The following is a 19,858-nucleotide window of genomic DNA, read 5'->3' as shown; positions in this document are numbered from 1 at the left end:
ATTCATTCCTCCGCGGCGCTGGCGCGCAGGCGGTTGATACGGTTTTCGCTCCACTGCTTGAGCAGCAGGATGAAGAGCGCCAGGATCAGCAACAGGCTCGCGACGGCGAACGCGGCGACGTGGTTGTATTCGTTGTAGAGGATCTCGACGTGCAGCGGCAGGGTGTTGGTCACCCCGCGAATGTGCCCGGAAACCACCGACACCGCGCCGAACTCACCCATGGCCCGAGCGGTGCAGAGCACCACGCCGTAGATCAGGCCCCACTTGATGTTCGGCACGGTCACATGCCAGAACATCTGCCAGCCGTTGGCCCCCAGCAGCCGCGCGGCTTCCTCTTCCTGGGTGCCCTGCTCCTGCATCAGCGGGATCAGCTCACGGGCGACGAAGGGCACGGTGACGAAGATGGTCGCCAGGACGATGCCCGGCAGGGCGAACACGATCTGGATGTCGTGATCCTGCAGCCACGGTCCGAACAGGCCCTGGGCGCCGAACATCAGCACATAGACCAGGCCGGCGATCACCGGCGAGACCGAGAACGGCAAATCGATCAGGGTCACCAGGATGCTCTTGCCGCGGAAGGTGTATTTGCTCACGCACCAGGCGGCGCTGACGCCGAACACCAGGTTCAGCGGCACCGAGATCAGCACGGCAATCACCGTCAGCTTCAGGGCCGACAGCGCGTCCGGCTCGAAGATCGCGGCGAAGAACGCACCGAGGCCGAGCTTGAGCCCCTGGGACACCACGATGAACAGCGGCAGTAGCAGGAACAGGGCGAAGATCAGCCAGCCGAGGCCGATCAGGATGCGCCGCGAGGTGGCGCTGCCACGACGGTCGGCGTTGGCCGAAGAGGCTGCGGAAATGGACGATTGGGACATGGTTCGCGCCTCCTTAAGGTCGTTCGATGCGCCGCTGCAGCAGGTTGATCAGCAGCAACAGGACAAAGGAAACCACCAGCATCAACACGCCGATGGAGGTCGCGCCGGTGTAATCGTACTGGTCGAGCTTGACCATGATCAGCAGCGGCAGGATTTCGGTTTTCATCGGCATGTTGCCGGCGATGAAGATCACCGAGCCGTATTCGCCGACGCCCCGGGCAAAGGCCAGGGCGAAGCCGGTCAGCCAGGCCGGCAGCAGCGCCGGTACCAGGATGTGGCGGAACACCTGCCAGGGCTTGGCGCCGAGGCAGGCGGCGGCTTCTTCGACCTCACGGGGAATGTCGGCCAGCACCGGCTGCACGGTGCGCACCACGAACGGCAGGGTGACGAAGGTCAGCGCCAGGGTGATGCCCAGCGGGGTATAGGCGATCTTGAACCCCAGGTCGGTGGCGAACTGGCCGACCAGGCCGGTCGGCGCGTACAGCGCGGTCAGCGCGATACCGGCCACGGCGGTGGGCAGGGCGAACGGCAGGTCGATCATCGCATCGATGATCTTGCGTCCGGGAAAGCTGTAGCGCACCAGCACCCAGGCCAGCAGCGTGCCGATCACGCCATTGATGATCGCCGCGTACAGCGCCGTGCCGAAGCTCAGCTTGAGCGCGGCGAGGACCCGCGGCGCCGAGACAATGGCCCAGAACTGATCCCAGGTGAGTTGGGCGGCATGCACGAACATCGCCGCCAGGGGTATGAGCACAATCAGGCTGAGGTACACCAAGGTGTAGCCCAGCGTCAGCCCGAAGCCGGGTATGACGGGGGAGATACGACGCGACATAAAAGTCCTTGGTTAGCGGGTAGATACTATTGTAGGAGCGAGCTTGCTCGCGAAGAACTCAAGGGCACCGCGCTCAATCAGAATGTACGCGTTATCGTTGACGATCTTCGCGAGCAAGCTCGCTCCTACAGGTAGTGTTGCTTACTGCGCCTGGTAGATCTGGTCGAACACCCCGCCATCGTTGAAGAATTTCGGCTGGGCAGTTTTCCAGCCGCCGAAGTCCTTGTCGATGGTCACCAGGTCCAGTTTGGGGAACTGCTGAGCGTATTTGGCCGCGACGTCCTTGTCCCGCGGACGATAGAAGTTCTTCGCCGCGATCTCCTGGCCAGCCGGGCTGTACAGGTGCTTGAGGTAGGCCTCGGCGATCTCGGTGTTGCCCTTTTTCTCGGCGTTCTTGTCCACCACCGCCACGGGCGGCTCGGCGAGGATCGACAGCGAAGGCACCACGATGTCGAACTTGTCGGCGCCGCCGTCTTCCTTCAATGCCAGGAAGGCTTCGTTTTCCCAGGCCAGCAACACGTCGCCCTGACCGTTGTTGACGAAGGTGATGGTCGAGCCGCGGGCGCCGGTATCCAGCACCGGTACGTGCTTGAACAACTCCTTCACGTATTCCTGGGCACGGGCTTCGCTGCCACCGGCTTTCAGGCCATAGGCCCAGGCGGCGAGGAAGTTCCAGCGGGCGCCGCCGGAGGTTTTCGGGTTCGGCGTGATCACCGACACGTCTTTCTTGATCAGGTCGCCCCAGTCCTTGATGCCCTTGGGGTTGCCCTTGCGCACCAGGAACACGATGGTCGAGGTGTAGGGTGTGCTCGCATCCGGCAGGCGTGTTTGCCAGTCGGCCGGCAGGGTCTTGCCGAGCTTGGCGATTTCATCGATGTCGCCGGCCAGCGCCAGGGTCACCACGTCGGCGCGCAGGCCGTCGATCACCGCGCGGCCCTGTTTGCCCGAGCCGCCGTGGGATTGCTGGATCTTGACGTTGTCGCCCGGGTGTTCCTTTTTCCAGAAGCTTGTGAATTCGCTGTTGTAGTCCTGGTACAGCTCGCGGGTCGGGTCGTACGACACGTTGAGCAACTCGTAATCCTTGGCAACGGCGGAACCGGCAAAAACGGCGCTGGCGAGGGCGGCCAGGGCATAACGGCGAATCGACGACATGATGGAGCTCCCGAAATTTTTTAATGTGCTGGCATTTTTCTTATGGCGAATCAGGCCCGCATTCGTGGGCGAACGCTGGGGTTCAGGCTGGGGGTCATGGATGACGCCCTCCGGTGGTCCAGTCGGGCCTCTCGTGGCGAGAGGTGGTGCGAAATTCAGCTTGGCTTGTTGCCGGGGTTTTGCAGGCGGAATTTTTCCTTGCGTTCGATCTGCACGACCTGGGCGTTGTGCACGGTGATTTCCACCGCGCCGAAACGCAGGTCGCGCAATGCGCTTTGAATCTCGCGCAAGATGGTTTGTTCGTCCTGGCCGTCAACGCTACGAAGAGATGCGCTCATGGTGTTGCTCCTGAATGAGATGTGCCTGGCAGTGGCGGCACTGCTTGCGGCGTGAGGGCAATAGTAGATAGGCGCAGATATTCTTAAAAATACTATTTAAGAATGTTTATATAACCAGAAGAAATTATTTGAATTGACGCGAGGTTGCGTCTCTTCAGGCGGCAGAAAACCTTGTAGCCGCTGCCGCAGGCTGCGATAGGACCGCAGGTCCTCCTGCGTCCTTGCGAGCGCCACGGCCGTTCCGGCCGATCGCGGCCTGCGGCAGCGGCTACAGGGTGGAATCGATGCAAGCCTGGCAATCAGTGGATCTGCGGCACCCGCCCCCATTCCAGTTGCGCCGCCGGCACCGGGCGGCCGAACCAGTAGCCCTGGCCCAGGTCGCAGCCCTGGTCGAGGAGGAAGCGCGCCTGCTCCACCTGTTCGATGCCTTCGGCGTGCACCTGCATGCCCATGCTCTGGGCCAGGGCGATGATCACCCGGGAGATCGCCGCGTCGTCTTCGTCCCCCGGCAGGCCAGCGACAAAACCCTGGTCGATCTTCAGCTTCTGCACCGGCAGGCGCTTGAGCCGCAACAGCGAGGAATAACCGGTGCCGAAGTCGTCGATGGCCAGGCGCAGCCCCAGTTCGCGCAGGCGGTGCATCTGCTCCAGGGCGACTTCCGGGTCTTCCATCACCGCGCTTTCGGTGACTTCCAGCTCCAGGTAGGCCGGGTCCAGGCCGGTGTCGTGCAACACCTGGGCCACCTGCTGGTACAGCTCGCGGCGGGCGAACAGGCGGCTGGAGACATTCACCGCGACGAACGACAACGCCATGCCCTCCGCCTGCCATTGGCACATCTGCCGACAGGCCTGCTGCATGACCCAGGCATCGATCTCGGCGATCAGCCCGGCGCGCTCGGCAATCGGAATGAACTCGCCAGGCGGTACCAGGCCGCGCTGCGGATGCTCCCAGCGCACCAGCGCCTCGACCCCGACCAGGCGGCTGCTGGCAAGGTCGTGCACTGGCTGGTAGAACACCCGCAGCTCCTGCTGCTCCAGGGCGCGGCGCAATTCGAAGGCAATTTCCACCCGTTGCTGGGCGTGGGCCGTCAGTTCCTCGGTGTACAGCGCGTAACTGTCGCGTCCGGCGCTCTTGGCCTTGAACAGCGCCGTGTCGGCATTGCGCAGCAGTTGCTCGGCGCTCAGGGCATCGCTGGGAAACAGGCTGATGCCGATGCTGGCATTGATGAACAGCTGGTTCTCGTCCATCAGGAAAGGCTGCTTCACCCCATCGATGATGCGCTGCGCCAGCACCGCGGCCTGCCCTGGCTGCGCGCAGCTCTCGACCAGCACCGCGAACTCGTCGCCGCCCAGCCGCGCCAGGGTGATGCCCGGGCCGAACATGCCTTGCAGGCGCTGGGCCACGGCCTTGAGCAGGCGGTCGCCGACAGTGTGCCCAAGGCTGTCGTTGATCATCTTGAAGTGGTCCAGGTCGACCATCAGCAACGCGCAGCAGCGCTTGTGGATTTGCGCCGACGCCAGGGCCTGCTCGGCGCGGTCGGTGAACAGCAAGCGATTGGGCAGGTCGGTCAGCGGATCGTGGTGCGCCAGGTGGGCCAGTTCGTGTTCGGAATCCTTGATCGCGCTGATGTCGGAAAACACCGCGACATAGTGGCTGAGCTGGCCGTCGTCATCGCGGATAGCGCGGATGGTCTGCCACTGCGGGTAGATCTCGCCGCATTTGCGCCGGTTCCAGATTTCGCCGCTCCACTCGCCCGTGGCGTTCAGCGAATCGAACATGGCCTGGTAGAAATCCGCCGTGTGATGCCCGGACTTGAACAGGCTCGGCTGGCGGCCCAGCACCTCGTCGCGCTGATAGCCGGTGATCTCGATGAACGCGCGGTTGACGTGGACGATCTGGCCCCGGCGGTCGCTGACCAGCACCCCTTCGCGGGTGCAATCGAACACGGCGGCCGCCTGGCGCAGACGCTCGCGGTCCTCGCGCTGGTGATGCCGCCAGGAGTCGGCGCCCAGCAAACGCAACAGACGGCCCCGCGCGATGAAGATCAGGACCGCGCTGACCAGGGCCCAGAGATACCCGTTGATCAGTTGCCAGCGCGCCAGATCGTTCGACTCATCGAAGAAACTGCTCAATAAATGACCACTGAACTGCAACCACAACACAGACAACAAGAGGTAGAGCAGGGCTGCGCGCAAAGCGTCGCGAGAAGAAACCGACATAAGGTCGTCAATGTCCTTACGAAAAGCTTGGAATTATAGAGGAAGAAACATCTCGCCACTCTTATCTGAAAGGGCGACTGGTTTTCTCTGTGGGCTCGGTGATAATGCGACTGCTGTTTTTTCTTTATCGAGGGCCCTACAGCCTATGTGGTACGAAGGTTTTCTTGGCTTGTCGGCCTGGCAACTGGTGGCAGTCACCCTGTTAATGACTCACGTGACCATCGTTGGCGTCACGGTTTACCTGCATCGCTATTCAGCCCACCGCTCCCTGGAGCTCAATGCCGGCCTGAAACATTTCTTCCGCTTCTGGCTGTGGCTGACCACGGCGCAGAACACCCGCGAGTGGACCGCCATCCACCGCAAGCACCACGCCAAATGCGAGACCGAGGATGACCCCCACAGCCCGGTGATCAAGGGCCTGTCCACGGTGCTGCGCAAAGGCGCCGAGTTGTACCGCGAAGAGGCAAAAAACCCGGAAACCCTGCGCATCTACGGCAAGAACTGCCCGGACGACTGGATCGAACGCAATCTCTACTCGCGCTACAAGCTGGGCGGCGTGGCGCTGATGGCGGTGATCGACCTGCTGCTGTTCGGCACCATCGGCATCACCATCTGGGCGATCCAGATGATGTGGATCCCGGTCTGGGCCGCCGGCGTGATCAACGGCCTGGGCCACGCGGTCGGCTATCGCAACTTCGAATGCCGCGACGCGGCCACCAACCTGGTGCCCTGGGGCATCCTGGTCGGCGGCGAAGAGCTGCACAACAACCATCACACCTACCCCAACTCGGCCAAGCTGTCGGTGAAGAAGTGGGAGTTCGACCTGGGCTGGGCCTGGATCAAGGTCTTCAGCTTCCTGCGCCTGGCCAGGGTGCAGCGGGTCGCGCCGATCGCCCACCGGGTCGAAGGCAAGGGCCACCTGGACATGGACACGGCGATGGCGATCCTCAACAACCGTTTCCAGATCATGGCCCAGTACCGCAAGCTGGTGATCGCGCCGCTGGTCAAGCAGGAGCTGGACAAGGTCGATCACTCGGTGCGCCACCAGTTCCATCGCGCCAAGCGCCTGCTGTCGCGCGAGACCAGCCTGCTGGAAGAGCGCCACCATGCGCGTATCCAGAACATGCTGGAGCACAGCCAGGCCCTGAAAGTGATCTACGAAAAACGCCTGGCGCTGCAGCAGATCTGGGCCAAGACCAGCTCCAACGGCCACGACATGCTGGCGGCGATCAAGGACTGGGTCCACGAAGCCGAGGCCAGCGGGATCCAATCGCTGCGTGACTTTGCCAGCCAGTTGAAAACCTACTCGCTGCGCCCCGCCACCGCCTGACGCTGGCCGTTCACCCGCCATGGCGAGCCCGGCTGCCGTGGCGGGTGGGCTTCGCAGCCCACCCCGCCCCATGAGTTCCAGCCCGTCATCCGCGCCACCGTGACCGCCCAGCGGCTGTCGGCTCCCAGACCGCGGCAAACGGGAACTTCGCCGCCAATCCCCTATCTCAAGCAACACTTCGCCATCCAGGCGGGCTTTCCGTGGCCGCTTCGTTTCCCGAGCGGCGTGCGCTTTGAGATCGGTGCCGATGGTCAACAAGAACCCACAACTCCCATCCGCTTTTCCCCAGTGGCCCGAGGCCGCGCAAACCTTGATGGCGCTGATGCATGCCCAGGGCGAGGTCGCCCGGCTGACAGAACGCGAACAGCTGTTCAGCTCGTTGCTGGTCAGCGTCAATGCCGTGCTCTGGGCCTTCGACTGGGAAGCCCGCCAGGTGCTTTACGTCAGCCCGGCGTATGAACGCATTTTCGGCCGCTCCGCCGGCCTGCTGCTGGCCGACGCCAACGAATGGCGCGACAGTGTCTACCCCGACGACCTCGAATACGCCGAGCGGACCCTGGCCCAGGTGCTGGAAAAAGGCGCGGTGGAAGACCGCGAATACCGCATCATCGATGCCCAGGGCCAGGTCCGCTGGCTCAGCGACAAGTGCTTCATCAATCGCAATGCCGCCCCCGGGGACCGGGTGATCATCGTCGGCCTGGCCGAGGACATCACCGAGAAAAAGCACCTGGAAACCGAGCTGCAACGCCTGGCCACCACCGACGTGCTGACCCAGAGCAGCAACCGCCGGCACTTCTTCGAATGCGCCAACCGCGAATTCGAGCAGGCGCGCCAGCAAGGCACGCCGCTGGCCTTCCTGTTGCTGGATATCGATGACTTCAAGGTGGTCAACGACACCTACGGCCACCCCGAGGGCGATAACGTCCTGCAACGCATCGCCGAGACCGGCCGCGCGACCCTGCGCCGTGGCGATCTGTTCGGGCGTATCGGCGGCGAGGAATTCGCCGCCCTTTTCCCCGGCTGCGCCCCGGACATGGCGCGCCAGGTTGCCGAACGCCTGCAACGGGAAATCCAGCGCCTGACCTTCAGCCATGGCGAGGAGCAGTTCAGCATCACCGTCAGCCAGGGCCTGACCAGCCTCACCGCCGACGACGAAAACCTCGACAGCCTCTTCGCCCGCGCCGACGCGGCGATGTACGAAGCCAAGCGCCAGGGCAAGAACCGGATCGTTTCGGGGTAGCTCGCAACTGCAACCCACCGTAGCCGCTGCCGAGCCCGCGAGGCTGCGATCGATGGCGTAGCTATCGCCAAGCAGGCTCCGCGTTACATCAGGTACACCGCGTGCGCTAGTTTTGCGGCGGCTGCGCCGCCGATCGCAGCCTCGCTGGCTCGGCAGCGGCTACGAGGTACGGGGGGTTCATGAATTGGCCAAACGCAATAAGAGCTGCGAAAAGAGGTACTGCGAAAGCTCAGCACCTCAGCCGGCTGCGCACCTGTAGCCGCTGCCGAGCAACGCGAGGCTGCGAACGATGGCGCAGCTATCGCCAAGCAGGCTCCGCGTTACATCAGGTACACCGCGTGGGCTGGTTTTGCGGCGGCTGCGCCGCCGATCACAGCCTCGCAGGCTCGGCAGCGGCTACGAGGTACGGGGGGTTCATGAATTGGCCAAACGCAATAAGAGCTGCGAAAAGAGGTACTGCGAAAGCTCAGCACCTCAGCCGGCTGCGCACCTGTAGCCGCTGCCGAGCAACGCGAGGCTGCGAACGATGGCGCAGCTATCGCCAAGCAGGCTCCGCGTTACATCAGGTACACCGCGTGCGCTGGTTTTGCGGCGGCTGCGCCGCCGATCGCAGCCTCGCAGGCTCGGCAGCGGCTACGGGATTGCGCGGTGTCCTCACGCTTCTCGCGTATCGGTTTTACGCAGGCGAACCAGCTCCGGCAGGCCGATCTTGAGCAGGCGCGCGGTCTTGCTGTCGGCCAGTTCTTCGAGGCCCTCGGATGGCCGCAGGCGGGCGAGCTGGGCGGAGAGGTTCATCACCAGGGCCTCGCGGGAATAAACCCCGCCACCGAGCTGGTAGGCCGAGGCAATCAGCTCGCGCAGCTCCAGCGGCAGGCGCCAGCGGGTACGCAAGGCCGAACCATAGGCCGCGCCGAACTGTGCCAGGGCATCGCCGATCTCTTCCATGTCGTCCAGCGCGCCACCGGCCTGTTTCCACTCTTGCAGGCAACGCAGCAGCGCCAGATCCCCCAGGCGATGCAGCAGGCCGGCGCAATAGCAGCGCTCCTGGTCCAGGTCCAGCAAGCGGGCCAGGGTCCGGCCGTATTCCGCGGTGTGCAGCGACAGCTCCCAGTAACGCTCGGCGTAATCGCCCAGGGCCGGATCGCTCAGGCGCGCGCTGCGCTTGAGCGCCAGGCCGAGAATCAGGTTCATGCTCTGCCCGGTACCCAGCCGGTGGAGGGCCTGGGCCAGGGTCTGCACGGCGCTGCCATGGTGCTGGGCGGCGCTGTTGGCCGCGGCGATCAGCACCGCGTTGATCTGCGGGTCGGTACGCACCTCTTCTTCCAGCAGCTTGAGGTCGAGACCGTTGGGGTTGAGGCTGCGCTTCACCGCCAGCTGCACATCGGCGAGCAACGGCGCGCCGTCGGCCAGCTCGCGGCGGCGCTCGAGAAAAGTCCACAGGGTCATGCCCGGCGCCAGGGTCGGCACCTCGCACGACACTTCCTGGCCGGGGTCCAGCAGCAGGTCCTGCAGGCGCTGGGTCAGGCCTTCCATGTTCAGCGGCTTGGTCAGGTAGGCCGTCGGCGCCAGCGGCAGGGCTTCGCGCACGCTGGCACTGTCGTTGCGGCTGCTCATGAGGATGAACGGCAGCACCGGGTTGCGCTTGCGCTGGCGCACGCTGCGCAGCAGGCCCAGGCCGTCGACGCCGGGCAACTCCCAGTCGGCGATCACCAGGTCATAGGGGTTTTCGGCCAGCAGTTGCAGGGCTTCCTGACCGTCGGCGCATACATCCAGCCGCGCGTCGCAACGTACATTCAACAACACCTGCTTGAGCAAATCGCGCGACCAAGGGTCCGCCTCGGCAATCAACACTCGCGGTACAGCGGGTAAATCCACAGCAGTCATGCAGCACGCTCCCTGGGCAATCCCTTGCACCTTAGTCAATGCCGAGGCTTGCATACAACGCAAATGCACTGCGCAGCCTCGTTCGGCACAAAAAAACCCGCCGAAGCGGGTCTTTTTGTCGATCGGGTCACAGGCGGGATCAGAGCTCGGAGAAGCACTCTTCGATGATCGCCAGGCCCTTGTCCAGCTGCTCGTCCGGCGAGGTCAGCGGAACCAGCACGCGCAGGACGTTGCCGTAGGTGCCGCAGGACAGCAGGATCAGGCCCTTGTCGCGCGCCTTGGCAACAACCTGTGCCACGGCGGCCGCGTTCGGCTTGTGGCTGTCGCCGTTCTCGAACAGCTCGACCGCGATCATCGCGCCCAGGGCACGCACGTCGCCGATTACCGGGTACTTGGCCTGGATGGCCTTGAGGCCGGTCACCAGACGCTCGCCGACCGCCTTGCAACGGTCCAGCAGGTGCTCTTCCTCGAACACGTCCATCACGGCCAGGGCCGCGGCGCAGGCGATCGGGCTACCGGCGTAGGTGCCGCCCAGGCCGCCTGGAGCGATGGCGTCCATGTATTCGGCCTTGCCGCAGACACCGGCCAGCGGGAAGCCGCCAGCGATGGACTTGGCGAAGGTGGTCAGGTCGGCGGCAACGCCCATCTGTTCCATGGCGAAGAAGGTGCCGGTACGGCCAGCGCCGGTCTGCACTTCGTCGGCGATCAGCAGGATGCCGTGCTGGTCGCACAGGGCGCGCAGGCGCTTCATGAACTCTTTAGGCGCGACGTAGAAACCGCCTTCGCCCTGCACCGGCTCGATGATGATCGCGGCGATGTCACGTGGCTCGGCATCGTTCTTGAAGATGCGCTCGATACTGGCGATCGAATCGTCGATGCTCACACCGTGCAGCTCGTTCGGGTACAGCGCGCGGAAGATGCCGCCTGGCATCAGGCCCATGCCGGCCGAGTAAGGCACGACCTTGCCGGTCAGGCCCAGGGTCATCATGGTGCGGCCGTGGTAGGCGCCGGTGAAGGCGATCACGCCGGCGCGGCCAGTGGCGGCACGGGCGATCTTCACCGAGTTTTCCACGGCTTCGGAACCGGTGGTCACCAGCAGGGTTTTCTTGGCGAAATCACCCGGCACCTTGGCGTTCACTTTTTCGCACAGTTCCACGTAAGGCTCGTAGGCCAGGACCTGGAAGCAGGTGTGGGTCAGCTTGTTCAGCTGCTCGGTCACCGCGGCGACGACTTTCGGGTGCAGGTGGCCGGTGTTGAGTACGGCGATACCGCCGGCGAAGTCGATGAACTCGCGACCTTCAACGTCGGTTACCGTGGCGTTCTTCGCGGAGTCGGCGAAGATCGGGTGAATCTGGCCAACACCGCGCGGTACGGCGGCTTCACGGCGTTTCATCAGGGATGCGTTGGTCTTGCTCATAGTGTCCTCATTCGCCGCTCATCGGTCGGCGTGGTTCAAGGATGACGTGGCGGGAAGGCAACCGCGGCAGCATGCGATGATCGACTGCCCCGGCTATCCCGGCCACTAACTGAAAGATCGTTTAAAGCGACGCCAGGGGACAGCGCTCTCGTGCCCCTGGCGTTTAAAACCATGCCTTGGCGCGGGTATCAGATGCCCAGGCAGAGGTATTTGATTTCCAGGTAATCCTCGATGCCGTACTTGGAACCTTCACGGCCCAGGCCCGAGGCCTTGATACCGCCGAACGGCGCGACTTCGTTGGAGATCAACCCGGTGTTGACGCCGACCATGCCGTATTCCAGGGCTTCGGCCACACGGAACACACGGCCCAGGTCACGAGCGTAGAAGTACGAGGCTAGGCCGAACTCGGTGTCGTTGGACATCGCGATCACTTCGGCTTCGTCCTTGAAACGGAACAGCGGCGCCAGCGGACCGAAGGTTTCTTCCTTGGCCACGGCCGCGTCTTTCGACACGTTGACCAGGATGGTCGGCTCGAAGAAGTTGCCTTCCATCGGCTTGCCACCGGCCAGCAGGGTCGCGCCTTTGCCCAGGGCGTCGGCGATGTGTTCCTGGACCTTGGCCACGGCTTTTTCGTCGATCAGAGGACCGGTGGTGGTGCCTTCTTCCAGGCCGTTGCCGATCTTCAGCTTGGCCACCGCGACTTTCAGCTTCTCGGCGAAGGCGTCGTAGACCGAATCCTGGATATACAGGCGGTTGGCGCAGACGCAGGTCTGGCCGTTGTTGCGGTACTTGGAGATGATCGCGCCTTCGACGGCCTTATCCAGGTCCGCGTCGTCGAACACGATAAAGGGCGCGTTGCCGCCCAGCTCCAGGGAGACTTTCTTGATGTCCTTGGCGCATTCGGCCATCAGCTGGCGACCGATTTCGGTCGAGCCGGTGAAGGACAGCTTGCGCACGATCGGGTTGCTGGTCAGCTCGCCGCCGATGTCGCCGGCGCTGCCGGTGACCACGCTCAGCACGCCTTTCGGAATGCCCGCGCGGTGCGCCAGTTCGACCAGGGCCAGGGCCGAGAACGGCGTCTGCGAGGCCGGCTTGATCACCATGGTGCAACCAGCGGCCAGGGCCGGGCCGGCTTTACGGGTGATCATCGCCGCCGGGAAGTTCCACGGGGTGATGGCCGCGGTCACGCCGATCGGCTGCTTGATCACGATCAGGCGCTTGTCCGGCTGGTGGCCGGGAATCACGTCGCCGTAGATGCGCTTGGCTTCTTCGGCGAACCATTCGATGAAGGAGGCGGCGTAAGCGATTTCGCCCTTGGCTTCGGCCAGTGGCTTGCCCTGCTCCAGGGTCATCAGGCGACCGAGGTCGTCCTGGTTTTCGATCAGCAGCTCATACCAGCGACGCAGCTTGGTCGCCCGCTCCTTGGCGGTCAGCGCGCGCCAGGCCGGCAGGGCCTTGTCGGCGGCTTCGATGGCACGACGGGTTTCGGCAGCGCCCATCTTCGGCACGGTGCCGAGGATTTCGCCCGTGGCCGGGTTGTTCACTTTGATGGTCTGGCCGTTATCCGCGTCGACCCAAGCCCCATCGATGAAGGCTTGCTGGCGGAACAACTGGGCGTCTTTAAGCTGCATGTCGGTTTCCTTAACAGCACCGCGCGGGGCGGAGCGAATTGTGATTGTTGAAAGGCGCCTTGACAGGCTGCCGTCAGGAAAAACTGTTACCGGGCTCAAGCACAGAAATAGCGCCTGTCAGAATAGACGGGCGGATCGGCTCTCAGACAAGAGCGTTTGAAATCTCAAACGAATCCTAGGGTCAACCAGGGGACAGGGCAATAGGCTGTTCGAAAAAAAGAACGAAAACGCCGCTTTGGCAGAATCTTTCGGATCAACGACACCGCCCCGGCGATTGCCCCCTCTGTAGGAGCGAGCTTGCTCGCGATGGCGGCCTGGCGGCCGACATGGGTGTCGAATGGGCGTTCTTTATCGCGAGCAAGCTCGCTCCTACAGGGGGTTGGGCGTGCCAAACGCAAAAAACCCCGCAGCCCATAAGGCTGCGGGGTTGTTCCAGGGCCAGGCCTTAGGTGAACGACTTGAGGATCGTCAGCAAGCTGGCGAGGTTGTCGCCGACACCGCCCTGGGCCATTTTTTCGGTGGCCGCCGCGCCTGCGGTGGTGTTGACGCTGTAGATCTGCATCACGCCCTGATTGGTCGCCGCCTGGGCCAGGGTGTTTTGCTGTTGCTGGGCCGAGACCGAGTTCTGGAACAGGATCGCTACGGATTGCCCCAGGGACTGGTAGATGGTGCCCATCGACATGGCCGGCGCTTCGGCCACGACCTTGACGTTGGTCTGGGTCACGGCGTCGGTGATTTGCGGACTGACTGTACTCATAGGTGAAACTCCTTAATTAAGAAAGAACAACTTCCGTTAGCGCTCGCCCGATCAAGGGTTGAACGATTTGAGGACTGTCAGCAGGCTGGTCAGGTTGTCGGCCACGCCGCCCTGGGCGACTTTTTCGGTCGCCGCCGCGCCCGCGGTGGTATCGACGCTGTAGATCTGCATCACGCCCTGGTTGGTGGCGGCCTGGGCCAGGGTATTTTGCTGCTGCTGGGCGGAAACAGCGTTCTGGAACAGAATCGCCGTGGCCTGGCCCATGGACTGGTAGATGGTGCTCATCGCCATCGCTGGGGATTCGGCCACCACTTTGACGTTGGTCTGGGTGACCGCGTCGGTAATTTGCTCGTTGACTAATGGCATGGTTCAACTTCCTTTGTTTAGTACACGGCGGGTTCCGTGTTAACCAATGAACGTGGCAAAACACAGGCTGTGAACGAGCAAATGCTCAATGGTCCTGCGGCGCGTCGCCTGCCTGGTCGATACGGGAAAGCACCGCCTCGACCTGCTGCACCAGCCCCAGCATCCGCGCTTGCACGGCTTCCTCGACGGTCTGGCGGATCAGTTGGTTCTGCGCGCTGCTGAGCATCCGCACAGGCTCCTCCGGCGCATCGATAACCGTCGCCTGTTGCTTGGCCGCCAGCCACTGGCGGATCACCGCTTCACGTTGCTGGGGACTGCCCAGCAGGCTGCTTTCGCTGACCCTGGCCTGCTCCATCAAGTCGCGGGTGCGTTGTCTCTCGCTCTCGATCAAATGCTGGGTCTGGTTGAGCACCCGCTCCATGACACCCGTGCGCGGCTCGCTGCGCATCCAGGCTTCGAGAATCTGCTTTTCGCCCGGGGACAGGCTCAGGTTGAGCGCATCGGCCAATTGATAAAGACTCGCTAGCGAGTCGGAATTTTCCTGGGGCATCTCGGCCTCCTCCTTGCTCATTAAAGAACGTGCTGCTGCCCAGTCCCGGAGGGCTCCGGGACCGGGTGTTCATGACGCCAGGACGGCGTGAATCAGGACGGCGGCGCGCCGCGATTGGCCAGGGTGTTGCTGTACTTGGCGATGCTCTCGTCGATCTTGTCGATGGCAATACCCGCCGCTGTCGCCTCCAGGGCGCCGGCGGCCGCGGCAACGGCGGCGGCCGCCCCCACCAGCAGATCGGTGGCCAGGGCGCCCAAGGCGTCCTCGGCGGCTTTTTCGGGATGGTTTTCGACGATGTTTTTCGTCATCTGCTCGAGCAATACCGCCTGGGCCGCCAGCGCCAGCTTGCTGACCCCGTCGAAATAACCCGCCGCCGATTGCGCGACCAGGCCGGCGGCCTGGCTGATCATCATGTCCGGGGCAATGGCGATCTGCGCCGGGGCATAGCTGAAGGTCTGCGCGTTGGTGAACTGCACCGCCTCGACGATCTGGCTGTTCAGCGCATCGGTGCTGCCGGTCGGCGGCGCCGCGACCTGGACCATCATGTAGTCGTTCATGCGGTCCATCACCGTGCGCGGCGACTTGCTGGGAGTACTCGGTGGCGGGGAGTCGCCCGCTGGGGTGGGATCGGCAACCTGGGGCCCCGCAGCCCTAGGCTCGGCGGCTTCGGAATTGCGCGGTTTGGGATTGCGCGGCTCGGTATCGCTTGGCTTGGGATCGGCCGCCTCGGGGTCGGTCGCCGACGTGGCGTCAGTCTCCGGCTCGACGGCGGCGGCAGGTTTTTTCTTGAACCAGAACATGAGGCATCTCCCCAGGCGTCAAGGCTTCTCGCCGATCTGCATGATCAGCGACACCGCCTTGGAGATCACCGCATTGGAGATCTGATTCAACGCCTGCTGGCTGTTGACCGCGTTCTGCAGGGACAGCCCCGCCGAATGGCTGGCCACCTGGTACAGCGAGGCAATGGCCTGGGCCGGCGCCTCGGCCACCACCTTGACGTTGGTTTGCGTTACAGCGTCGGTAATCTGGCTGTTGACCTCTGGCATACATCTCTCCTTGATGGAAGGCGCCAGCGCAGGCGCGCTGGCGGTGAACTCGTCGACGGTTTCAGGTGCTCATGACACAAGAACGCCCGGCATCCACGGCTGTGAACGCAAAAGCGCTGTCAACGCAGCGCCGCCCGCAGCAACTGCACGCGCTTGCGCACCAGAGGCTGGGCGATGCCCAGCTCGGCGGCGATCTGCGGGTACGGCAATTCCTCGACAAAACGCATTTCAAACAACCGCCGCTGGAGCAATGGCAGTTGCTCCACGCGATTGCCCAACTGCACCAGTCGTTCGAACCGCTCGGTGTACTCGAACACCGATAGGCAAGGCGCGGCGAGAAGGGCCTGGTGATCGTGCTCAAGGTCGATCGAATGATCGAACAGCTGCCCTTCACGCTTGCTGCGCCGCAGGCTGTCGAGAAACACATGGTCCAGCACCAGAAACAGAAAACCCTGCGGCTCTCGTATGCGTTCCGGGGAACGCCTGAAGAACAGCAGGGCTTTCACGGCCGTGTTGGACAGCCACTCCTGGGCCAGGGCCAGGTTGCCCCTGGCTCGCCGGTTGGCCCGGCGCATCAGCTCGGGGTACACCGCTCGCCAGCTTGCCTCGAACAACCGATCGACCGCCGCCACTTCACGAAAAGATCCCATCGCCAGCACTCCCTGTGCATTCCTTGATGAGCCGACAGTCTCTGATCGCGCAGCAGGCGTTCGCTGTTACCTGGGGAACAGCTGGACAATTAATTCAGCGAACAGGCCTTGCGCCGCAGATGCTCGACATCGTTGATCACCAGGTGGCCGCTCTGGCAGCTGATCACCCCCGAACGCCGCCACAGCTGCAACTGCACATTGAGCTTCGGCCGGCTGGTGTTGAGCATCGAAGCCAGGATGCCCTGGTTGCGCGGCACCGCCGCACAGGTCGCCGGGGCCAGCTCGAAGTCATCGATATTGGCCAGCAGGAACCGCGCCAAACGCGACTCCAGGCGATGCAGGCAAACCAGTTCGAGCAACTCCAGGATCTTCATCAGGCGGGTCATCAGCAGCATCAACACGCGCTGCCAGAACAGCGGCTCGTCGTACAGCACCCGGAAATGCCGCCGCCCCAACAGCAGCACCCGGGTCGGGCCACAGGCGAAGGCCGAGGTTTCCCGGGCGTGGCCCTCGATCAGCGCCGACTCGCCCACCACCTGGCCGACGCCGGCGCTGCCGACAATCTGCTCGCGCCCGTCCGGACCATGAATCACCGAATACACCTGCCCTTCGGCGACCAGCGCGATGAAGTCCAGCGCCTCGCTCTTGAGGTAGAGCACCTCCCGGTCACTCAACGAGCGCTCCACGGCATGGGTGGCCACATAACGGATCAAAGTGTCTGGCAGCCCCCTGAACAGATCGGAGCGTGCCAGCAGAGTCTGACGCAACGAAAAATCGAGCATTACCGCGCCTTTTGAATGCATGCGTTCGCCTTGACTGGTAGGAAATCGCTGCGCGAGCACGCAGCGGTGAGAGCGCTTGAAGCCATAGAGCAAAGCAAACAAAGGGACGTCCGAGAGGAGGACTTGTGAATGGGGCGAGGGGGCTTTCGGGTATCGCAAAGGACAAGATAAACAACGAGGCGACGACCAATCATCACGCGAAAAAAAACCGCATGGACGCCCCAAGCCGACATGGGTATGATGTCGCCCGCACTGCACTCGTAGCTCAGCTGGATAGAGTACTGCCCTCCGAAGGCAGGGGTCGTGGGTTCGAATCCCGCCGAGTGCGCCAGCCAGAAACGCAAAAGCCCCAGGTCGCATGGCCTGGGGCTTTTTCGTTTCTGTCGTTTGGGCTGGTTGCAGAAACCGTGAGGCGTGCCTGACAGGCTGTTCCAACTGTAGGGAGACGACAGATTTGGCACTACTTGACGGGATGTTTGGCACCGCTTCATTTAGCCCGGACCAAAGGACTTAGCGCAACCTTTGGCCCCCTAAGCGTTAGGACGCTCGGCCTCTGCTCCAGACGGTCGCGGGAACTTTGAATCAGGGAATTCTTTTTTCAGAGCGTTAAATAGCTCAGCAGTGACCTTGTCCAGATCGACTACTGCACTATCCACCCTGAAAATCATCGATTTTGTCTGGTCTATTAATAGTGAGAACAATCGAGGGCCTAATGCCTGTTCCAGCGCAGCATGTGAGACCGGCCCGCCACGAGGAATAATCTTCTCCAAGATCGGTTGCACCTCCGTTAGATGCAGGTTGGATCGCTTTCTAATCACGTCCACTGCATGAAGAAAATTTTGTTCGGCAATAGCCAAATCCTCCAATATTTTCGCGTTACCTAGATCAAGAAAGAAAGCCAGTCCGTCCAGATCTATTCGCGCTGGTTCGTCCAGAGGGTAATTGATCGGTGGCATAGCTATCGGTGCTGACGGGTTGTTTCGGTATAGGTCCACAAAGTCTATTTGAATCTGAGCCATCATGTTCACTTGGCGCCAAAGAGTGAACATTGTGCGGGCTCCAACCCCTATATTCTTTTTCCGTTCATCCTCCAAGGCTGCATCTTTTACCAAAGAGGCCCCATACCACGCACCTACATATGCGGCGATCAAGGTGGCGACTGCTGGTAGAAAGTCTTTTATAAAGCCGGCCATTTTCGGGGTTCCGAAGGGCGCGCTGAAGGAGGCGGCAACAACAATCAAAACCAGTAGAGTTAGAGGGTTTGTGAGCTTTTTCATTCCGTTCCTCGTATGACGATCCTTGCTTGTGCTTTAGATATCGTAACTTGATAACGGACGCTTAGGCTGTGATCGATTTAAAGCCTTGTTGCGTTGGACATCCAGCTTATTTCGTCGAACTGGTACTCATGTGAACGGCAAGAGCTAACGTCCCATAATTCATCTATCTAAATAGCGAGCCTGTTGTCTCAGACTCGCTGGCAGGTTATGAAAGGGACATTTCTGGCGAAAGGCTCACTCAACACCTCGTCGCGCAACCTCCAATAAATCCACCCCCTCCCTGAGCAGCAAATAAGCCGCGTGGGTCAGCCGATAAAGATCAGCATCCTCGATGCCCTTGATCGTCACCGAAGTGAGGCTTTCCAGAAGATCCGTCCCGGCCTTGATCCGCTGATGAGCACAATCCAGCACATGCGCTACCGGCTCATCACTATCGATCAGCAGAACAGGACAGTCAGGAAAATTGGTTTGCAGCGGTATGTACTTCGACATGACATGTCATCCCTAACTTGGTTAAGAAGACTGCCGATCTCGTCGCCAAACGAGTGGGTGGCAGCCGTACGCGGGTTGGCGAACCGGTAAGTTAGTAAACCCGGCAGACCCGAAGGTCTCCCGCGCACAGCCGCCATGGATCACCATTGCCCGCACACAAAGTGCACACGCAAGGAGTCGATGACACGACTGCGCCTAACTTTAAACGGATCGCCAAATCCGGTCGCTGATTTTTCAGCGACAGGGAGAACTATAGGGAGGGAGGTTTGGGAGGAACAAGGCGGATTGGCTGCATTCGTTGTGAGGTATTTCGCTTCTTGCTGAAGCCTTTTCACTCCGAAAGCCCTTTAGGTATCTCCAATCTTTTTTGCGATGATGCCTCCCCTGATGCCATTCACGTGCCCGGCCCACTGCCGAGCGCATACACAGCGTTTCTCGCCAGACTCATGGAAGACCCCACACGATGAATATCCCGAACCTTTCCGGCAACACCGCGCCGTCGCACCAGGCGCGTTATTACTACGGGCCCAACTACAAGAAAATGACCCTGGCGGGCCTGGTCTTCGGTGGGCTTTCGCTGTTCGCGGTGTTCGGCACACCCAGCGAGAACAACAGCGTGATCCGGCTGATAGAGGCCCTGGGGCTCAATGGTCATCTGGTCATGCAACTGCTCGGCGTCCTGGGCGTGGCCATGACCGTCGCCGCCGCAGGGGCGCTGATCTTCCTGCGTGGCGCCGGCAATCGCTATGTGGTGCTGACGGACAAGAAGCTGGTGGCCCCGGTCAGTAACTTCAGTTCGAAGATCCGCGAGATTCGCCTGATCAATATCTCGGACGTCGAGCTGGTGGAGGTCTTCAACCAGCGCTTCATCCGCGTCCAGCACAGCGACGGCAAGATGGAACTGGTGGAGAACATGTTCAAGAACCAGGAACTGTTCTACGACTGCTACAAGGCGATTGCCCTGGCCATCGAGGCCAAGGGCCAGAACGTGAAACGCGCGCCCGCCCGCAAGTAACCGCG

General features: G+C 62.2%; 20 protein-coding genes and 1 tRNA gene. 4 read left to right on the top strand and 17 right to left on the bottom strand.

Annotated features, from left to right (window positions below; translation table 11 throughout):
- Nucleotides 1–2: 2 nt before the first annotated feature.
- From cysW to dibA, 5 genes are all read right to left on the bottom strand, one after another.
- Nucleotides 3–875, bottom strand: a complete 873-nt coding sequence (gene cysW / locus BM019_RS16085; RefSeq protein ID WP_007921522.1) for a sulfate ABC transporter permease subunit CysW — start codon at nucleotides 873–875, stop codon at nucleotides 3–5.
- A 13-nt stretch (nucleotides 876–888) separates the two neighbouring features.
- Complete coding sequence (gene cysT, locus BM019_RS16080) at nucleotides 889–1,707, bottom strand: sulfate ABC transporter permease subunit CysT (RefSeq protein ID WP_007921521.1); 819 nt, start codon at nucleotides 1,705–1,707, stop codon at nucleotides 889–891.
- 141 nt (nucleotides 1,708–1,848) lie between these two features.
- The gene (locus BM019_RS16075; protein WP_007921518.1) at nucleotides 1,849–2,859 is read right to left on the bottom strand and encodes a sulfate ABC transporter substrate-binding protein; all 1,011 of its coding nucleotides are present in this window, start codon (nucleotides 2,857–2,859) and stop codon (nucleotides 1,849–1,851) included.
- 155 nt (nucleotides 2,860–3,014) lie between these two features.
- Complete coding sequence (oscA, locus tag BM019_RS16070) at nucleotides 3,015–3,197, bottom strand: sulfur starvation response protein OscA (RefSeq protein ID WP_009041629.1); 183 nt, start codon at nucleotides 3,195–3,197, stop codon at nucleotides 3,015–3,017.
- A gap of 299 nt (nucleotides 3,198–3,496) precedes the next feature.
- Nucleotides 3,497–5,416, bottom strand: a complete 1,920-nt coding sequence (gene dibA, locus BM019_RS16065) for a phosphodiesterase DibA (RefSeq protein WP_092418891.1) — start codon at nucleotides 5,414–5,416, stop codon at nucleotides 3,497–3,499.
- Between the two features lie 145 nt (nucleotides 5,417–5,561).
- Here dibA and desA point away from each other — a divergent pair, with 145 nt between their 5' ends.
- Both desA and BM019_RS16055 read left to right on the top strand, forming a co-directional pair.
- Complete coding sequence (desA, locus tag BM019_RS16060; protein WP_092418890.1) at nucleotides 5,562–6,746, top strand: delta-9 fatty acid desaturase DesA; 1,185 nt, start codon at nucleotides 5,562–5,564, stop codon at nucleotides 6,744–6,746.
- A 247-nt stretch (nucleotides 6,747–6,993) separates the two neighbouring features.
- Entirely contained in the window at nucleotides 6,994–7,986 is a 993-nt protein-coding gene (locus tag BM019_RS16055; protein WP_053259212.1) for a GGDEF domain-containing protein, read from the top strand.
- Nucleotides 7,987–8,640: 654 nt separating this feature from the next.
- Here BM019_RS16055 and BM019_RS16050 read toward each other — a convergent pair.
- The 10 genes from BM019_RS16050 to BM019_RS16005 all read right to left on the bottom strand — a co-directional run bounded on the left by BM019_RS16050 (nucleotide 8,641) and on the right by BM019_RS16005 (nucleotide 17,069).
- Nucleotides 8,641–9,870, bottom strand: coding sequence for an HDOD domain-containing protein (locus BM019_RS16050; protein ID WP_092418889.1), 1,230 nt, complete (start codon nucleotides 9,868–9,870; stop codon nucleotides 8,641–8,643).
- A gap of 139 nt (nucleotides 9,871–10,009) precedes the next feature.
- On the bottom strand, nucleotides 10,010–11,287 hold the full coding sequence (gene gabT / locus BM019_RS16045; RefSeq protein WP_092418888.1) for a 4-aminobutyrate--2-oxoglutarate transaminase: 1,278 nt from the start codon (nucleotides 11,285–11,287) through the stop codon (nucleotides 10,010–10,012).
- Between the two features lie 188 nt (nucleotides 11,288–11,475).
- A complete protein-coding gene (gene gabD, locus BM019_RS16040) occupies nucleotides 11,476–12,918 on the bottom strand; it encodes an NADP-dependent succinate-semialdehyde dehydrogenase (protein WP_009041623.1) in 1,443 nt (480 codons plus the stop codon).
- Between the two features lie 445 nt (nucleotides 12,919–13,363).
- The gene (locus tag BM019_RS16035) at nucleotides 13,364–13,675 is read right to left on the bottom strand and encodes a RebB family R body protein (protein WP_025808521.1); all 312 of its coding nucleotides are present in this window, start codon (nucleotides 13,673–13,675) and stop codon (nucleotides 13,364–13,366) included.
- A gap of 51 nt (nucleotides 13,676–13,726) precedes the next feature.
- Nucleotides 13,727–14,041, bottom strand: a complete 315-nt coding sequence (locus BM019_RS16030) for a RebB family R body protein (RefSeq protein ID WP_009041621.1) — start codon at nucleotides 14,039–14,041, stop codon at nucleotides 13,727–13,729.
- An 85-nt stretch (nucleotides 14,042–14,126) separates the two neighbouring features.
- On the bottom strand, nucleotides 14,127–14,591 hold the full coding sequence (locus tag BM019_RS16025) for a hypothetical protein (protein ID WP_085533775.1): 465 nt from the start codon (nucleotides 14,589–14,591) through the stop codon (nucleotides 14,127–14,129).
- Between the two features lie 92 nt (nucleotides 14,592–14,683).
- Nucleotides 14,684–15,391, bottom strand: a complete 708-nt coding sequence (locus tag BM019_RS16020; RefSeq protein ID WP_092418887.1) for a hypothetical protein — start codon at nucleotides 15,389–15,391, stop codon at nucleotides 14,684–14,686.
- 18 nt (nucleotides 15,392–15,409) lie between these two features.
- A complete protein-coding gene (locus BM019_RS16015; RefSeq protein WP_007930328.1) occupies nucleotides 15,410–15,637 on the bottom strand; it encodes a RebB family R body protein in 228 nt (75 codons plus the stop codon).
- A 119-nt stretch (nucleotides 15,638–15,756) separates the two neighbouring features.
- Nucleotides 15,757–16,287 (bottom strand): RNA polymerase sigma factor, encoded by a 531-nt coding sequence (locus tag BM019_RS16010; RefSeq protein WP_172963020.1) that lies wholly within the window; start codon nucleotides 16,285–16,287, stop codon nucleotides 15,757–15,759.
- An 89-nt stretch (nucleotides 16,288–16,376) separates the two neighbouring features.
- Nucleotides 16,377–17,069, bottom strand: a complete 693-nt coding sequence (locus BM019_RS16005; protein ID WP_160166685.1) for a Crp/Fnr family transcriptional regulator — start codon at nucleotides 17,067–17,069, stop codon at nucleotides 16,377–16,379.
- A gap of 254 nt (nucleotides 17,070–17,323) precedes the next feature.
- Here BM019_RS16005 and BM019_RS16000 point away from each other — a divergent pair.
- A tRNA-Arg gene (locus BM019_RS16000) sits at nucleotides 17,324–17,400 on the top strand.
- Nucleotides 17,401–17,599: 199 nt separating this feature from the next.
- On the opposite strand, the gene BM019_RS15995 is transcribed toward BM019_RS16000, so the two are convergent.
- Complete coding sequence (locus tag BM019_RS15995) at nucleotides 17,600–18,346, bottom strand: hypothetical protein (RefSeq protein ID WP_092418886.1); 747 nt, start codon at nucleotides 18,344–18,346, stop codon at nucleotides 17,600–17,602.
- A gap of 234 nt (nucleotides 18,347–18,580) precedes the next feature.
- Nucleotides 18,581–18,838 (bottom strand): hypothetical protein, encoded by a 258-nt coding sequence (locus tag BM019_RS15990; RefSeq protein WP_092418885.1) that lies wholly within the window; start codon nucleotides 18,836–18,838, stop codon nucleotides 18,581–18,583.
- Nucleotides 18,839–19,301: 463 nt separating this feature from the next.
- On the opposite strand from BM019_RS15990, the gene BM019_RS15985 reads away from it, so the two are divergent.
- On the top strand, nucleotides 19,302–19,853 hold the full coding sequence (locus BM019_RS15985; RefSeq protein WP_053259206.1) for a hypothetical protein: 552 nt from the start codon (nucleotides 19,302–19,304) through the stop codon (nucleotides 19,851–19,853).
- Nucleotides 19,854–19,858 lie beyond the last annotated feature (5 nt).

The sequence above is a fragment of the Pseudomonas sp. NFPP07 genome (assembly GCF_900115645.1).
GTDB classification, from domain to species: domain Bacteria; phylum Pseudomonadota; class Gammaproteobacteria; order Pseudomonadales; family Pseudomonadaceae; genus Aquipseudomonas; species Aquipseudomonas chlororaphis.
This window is presented reverse-complemented; position numbering and strand designations above follow the sequence as displayed.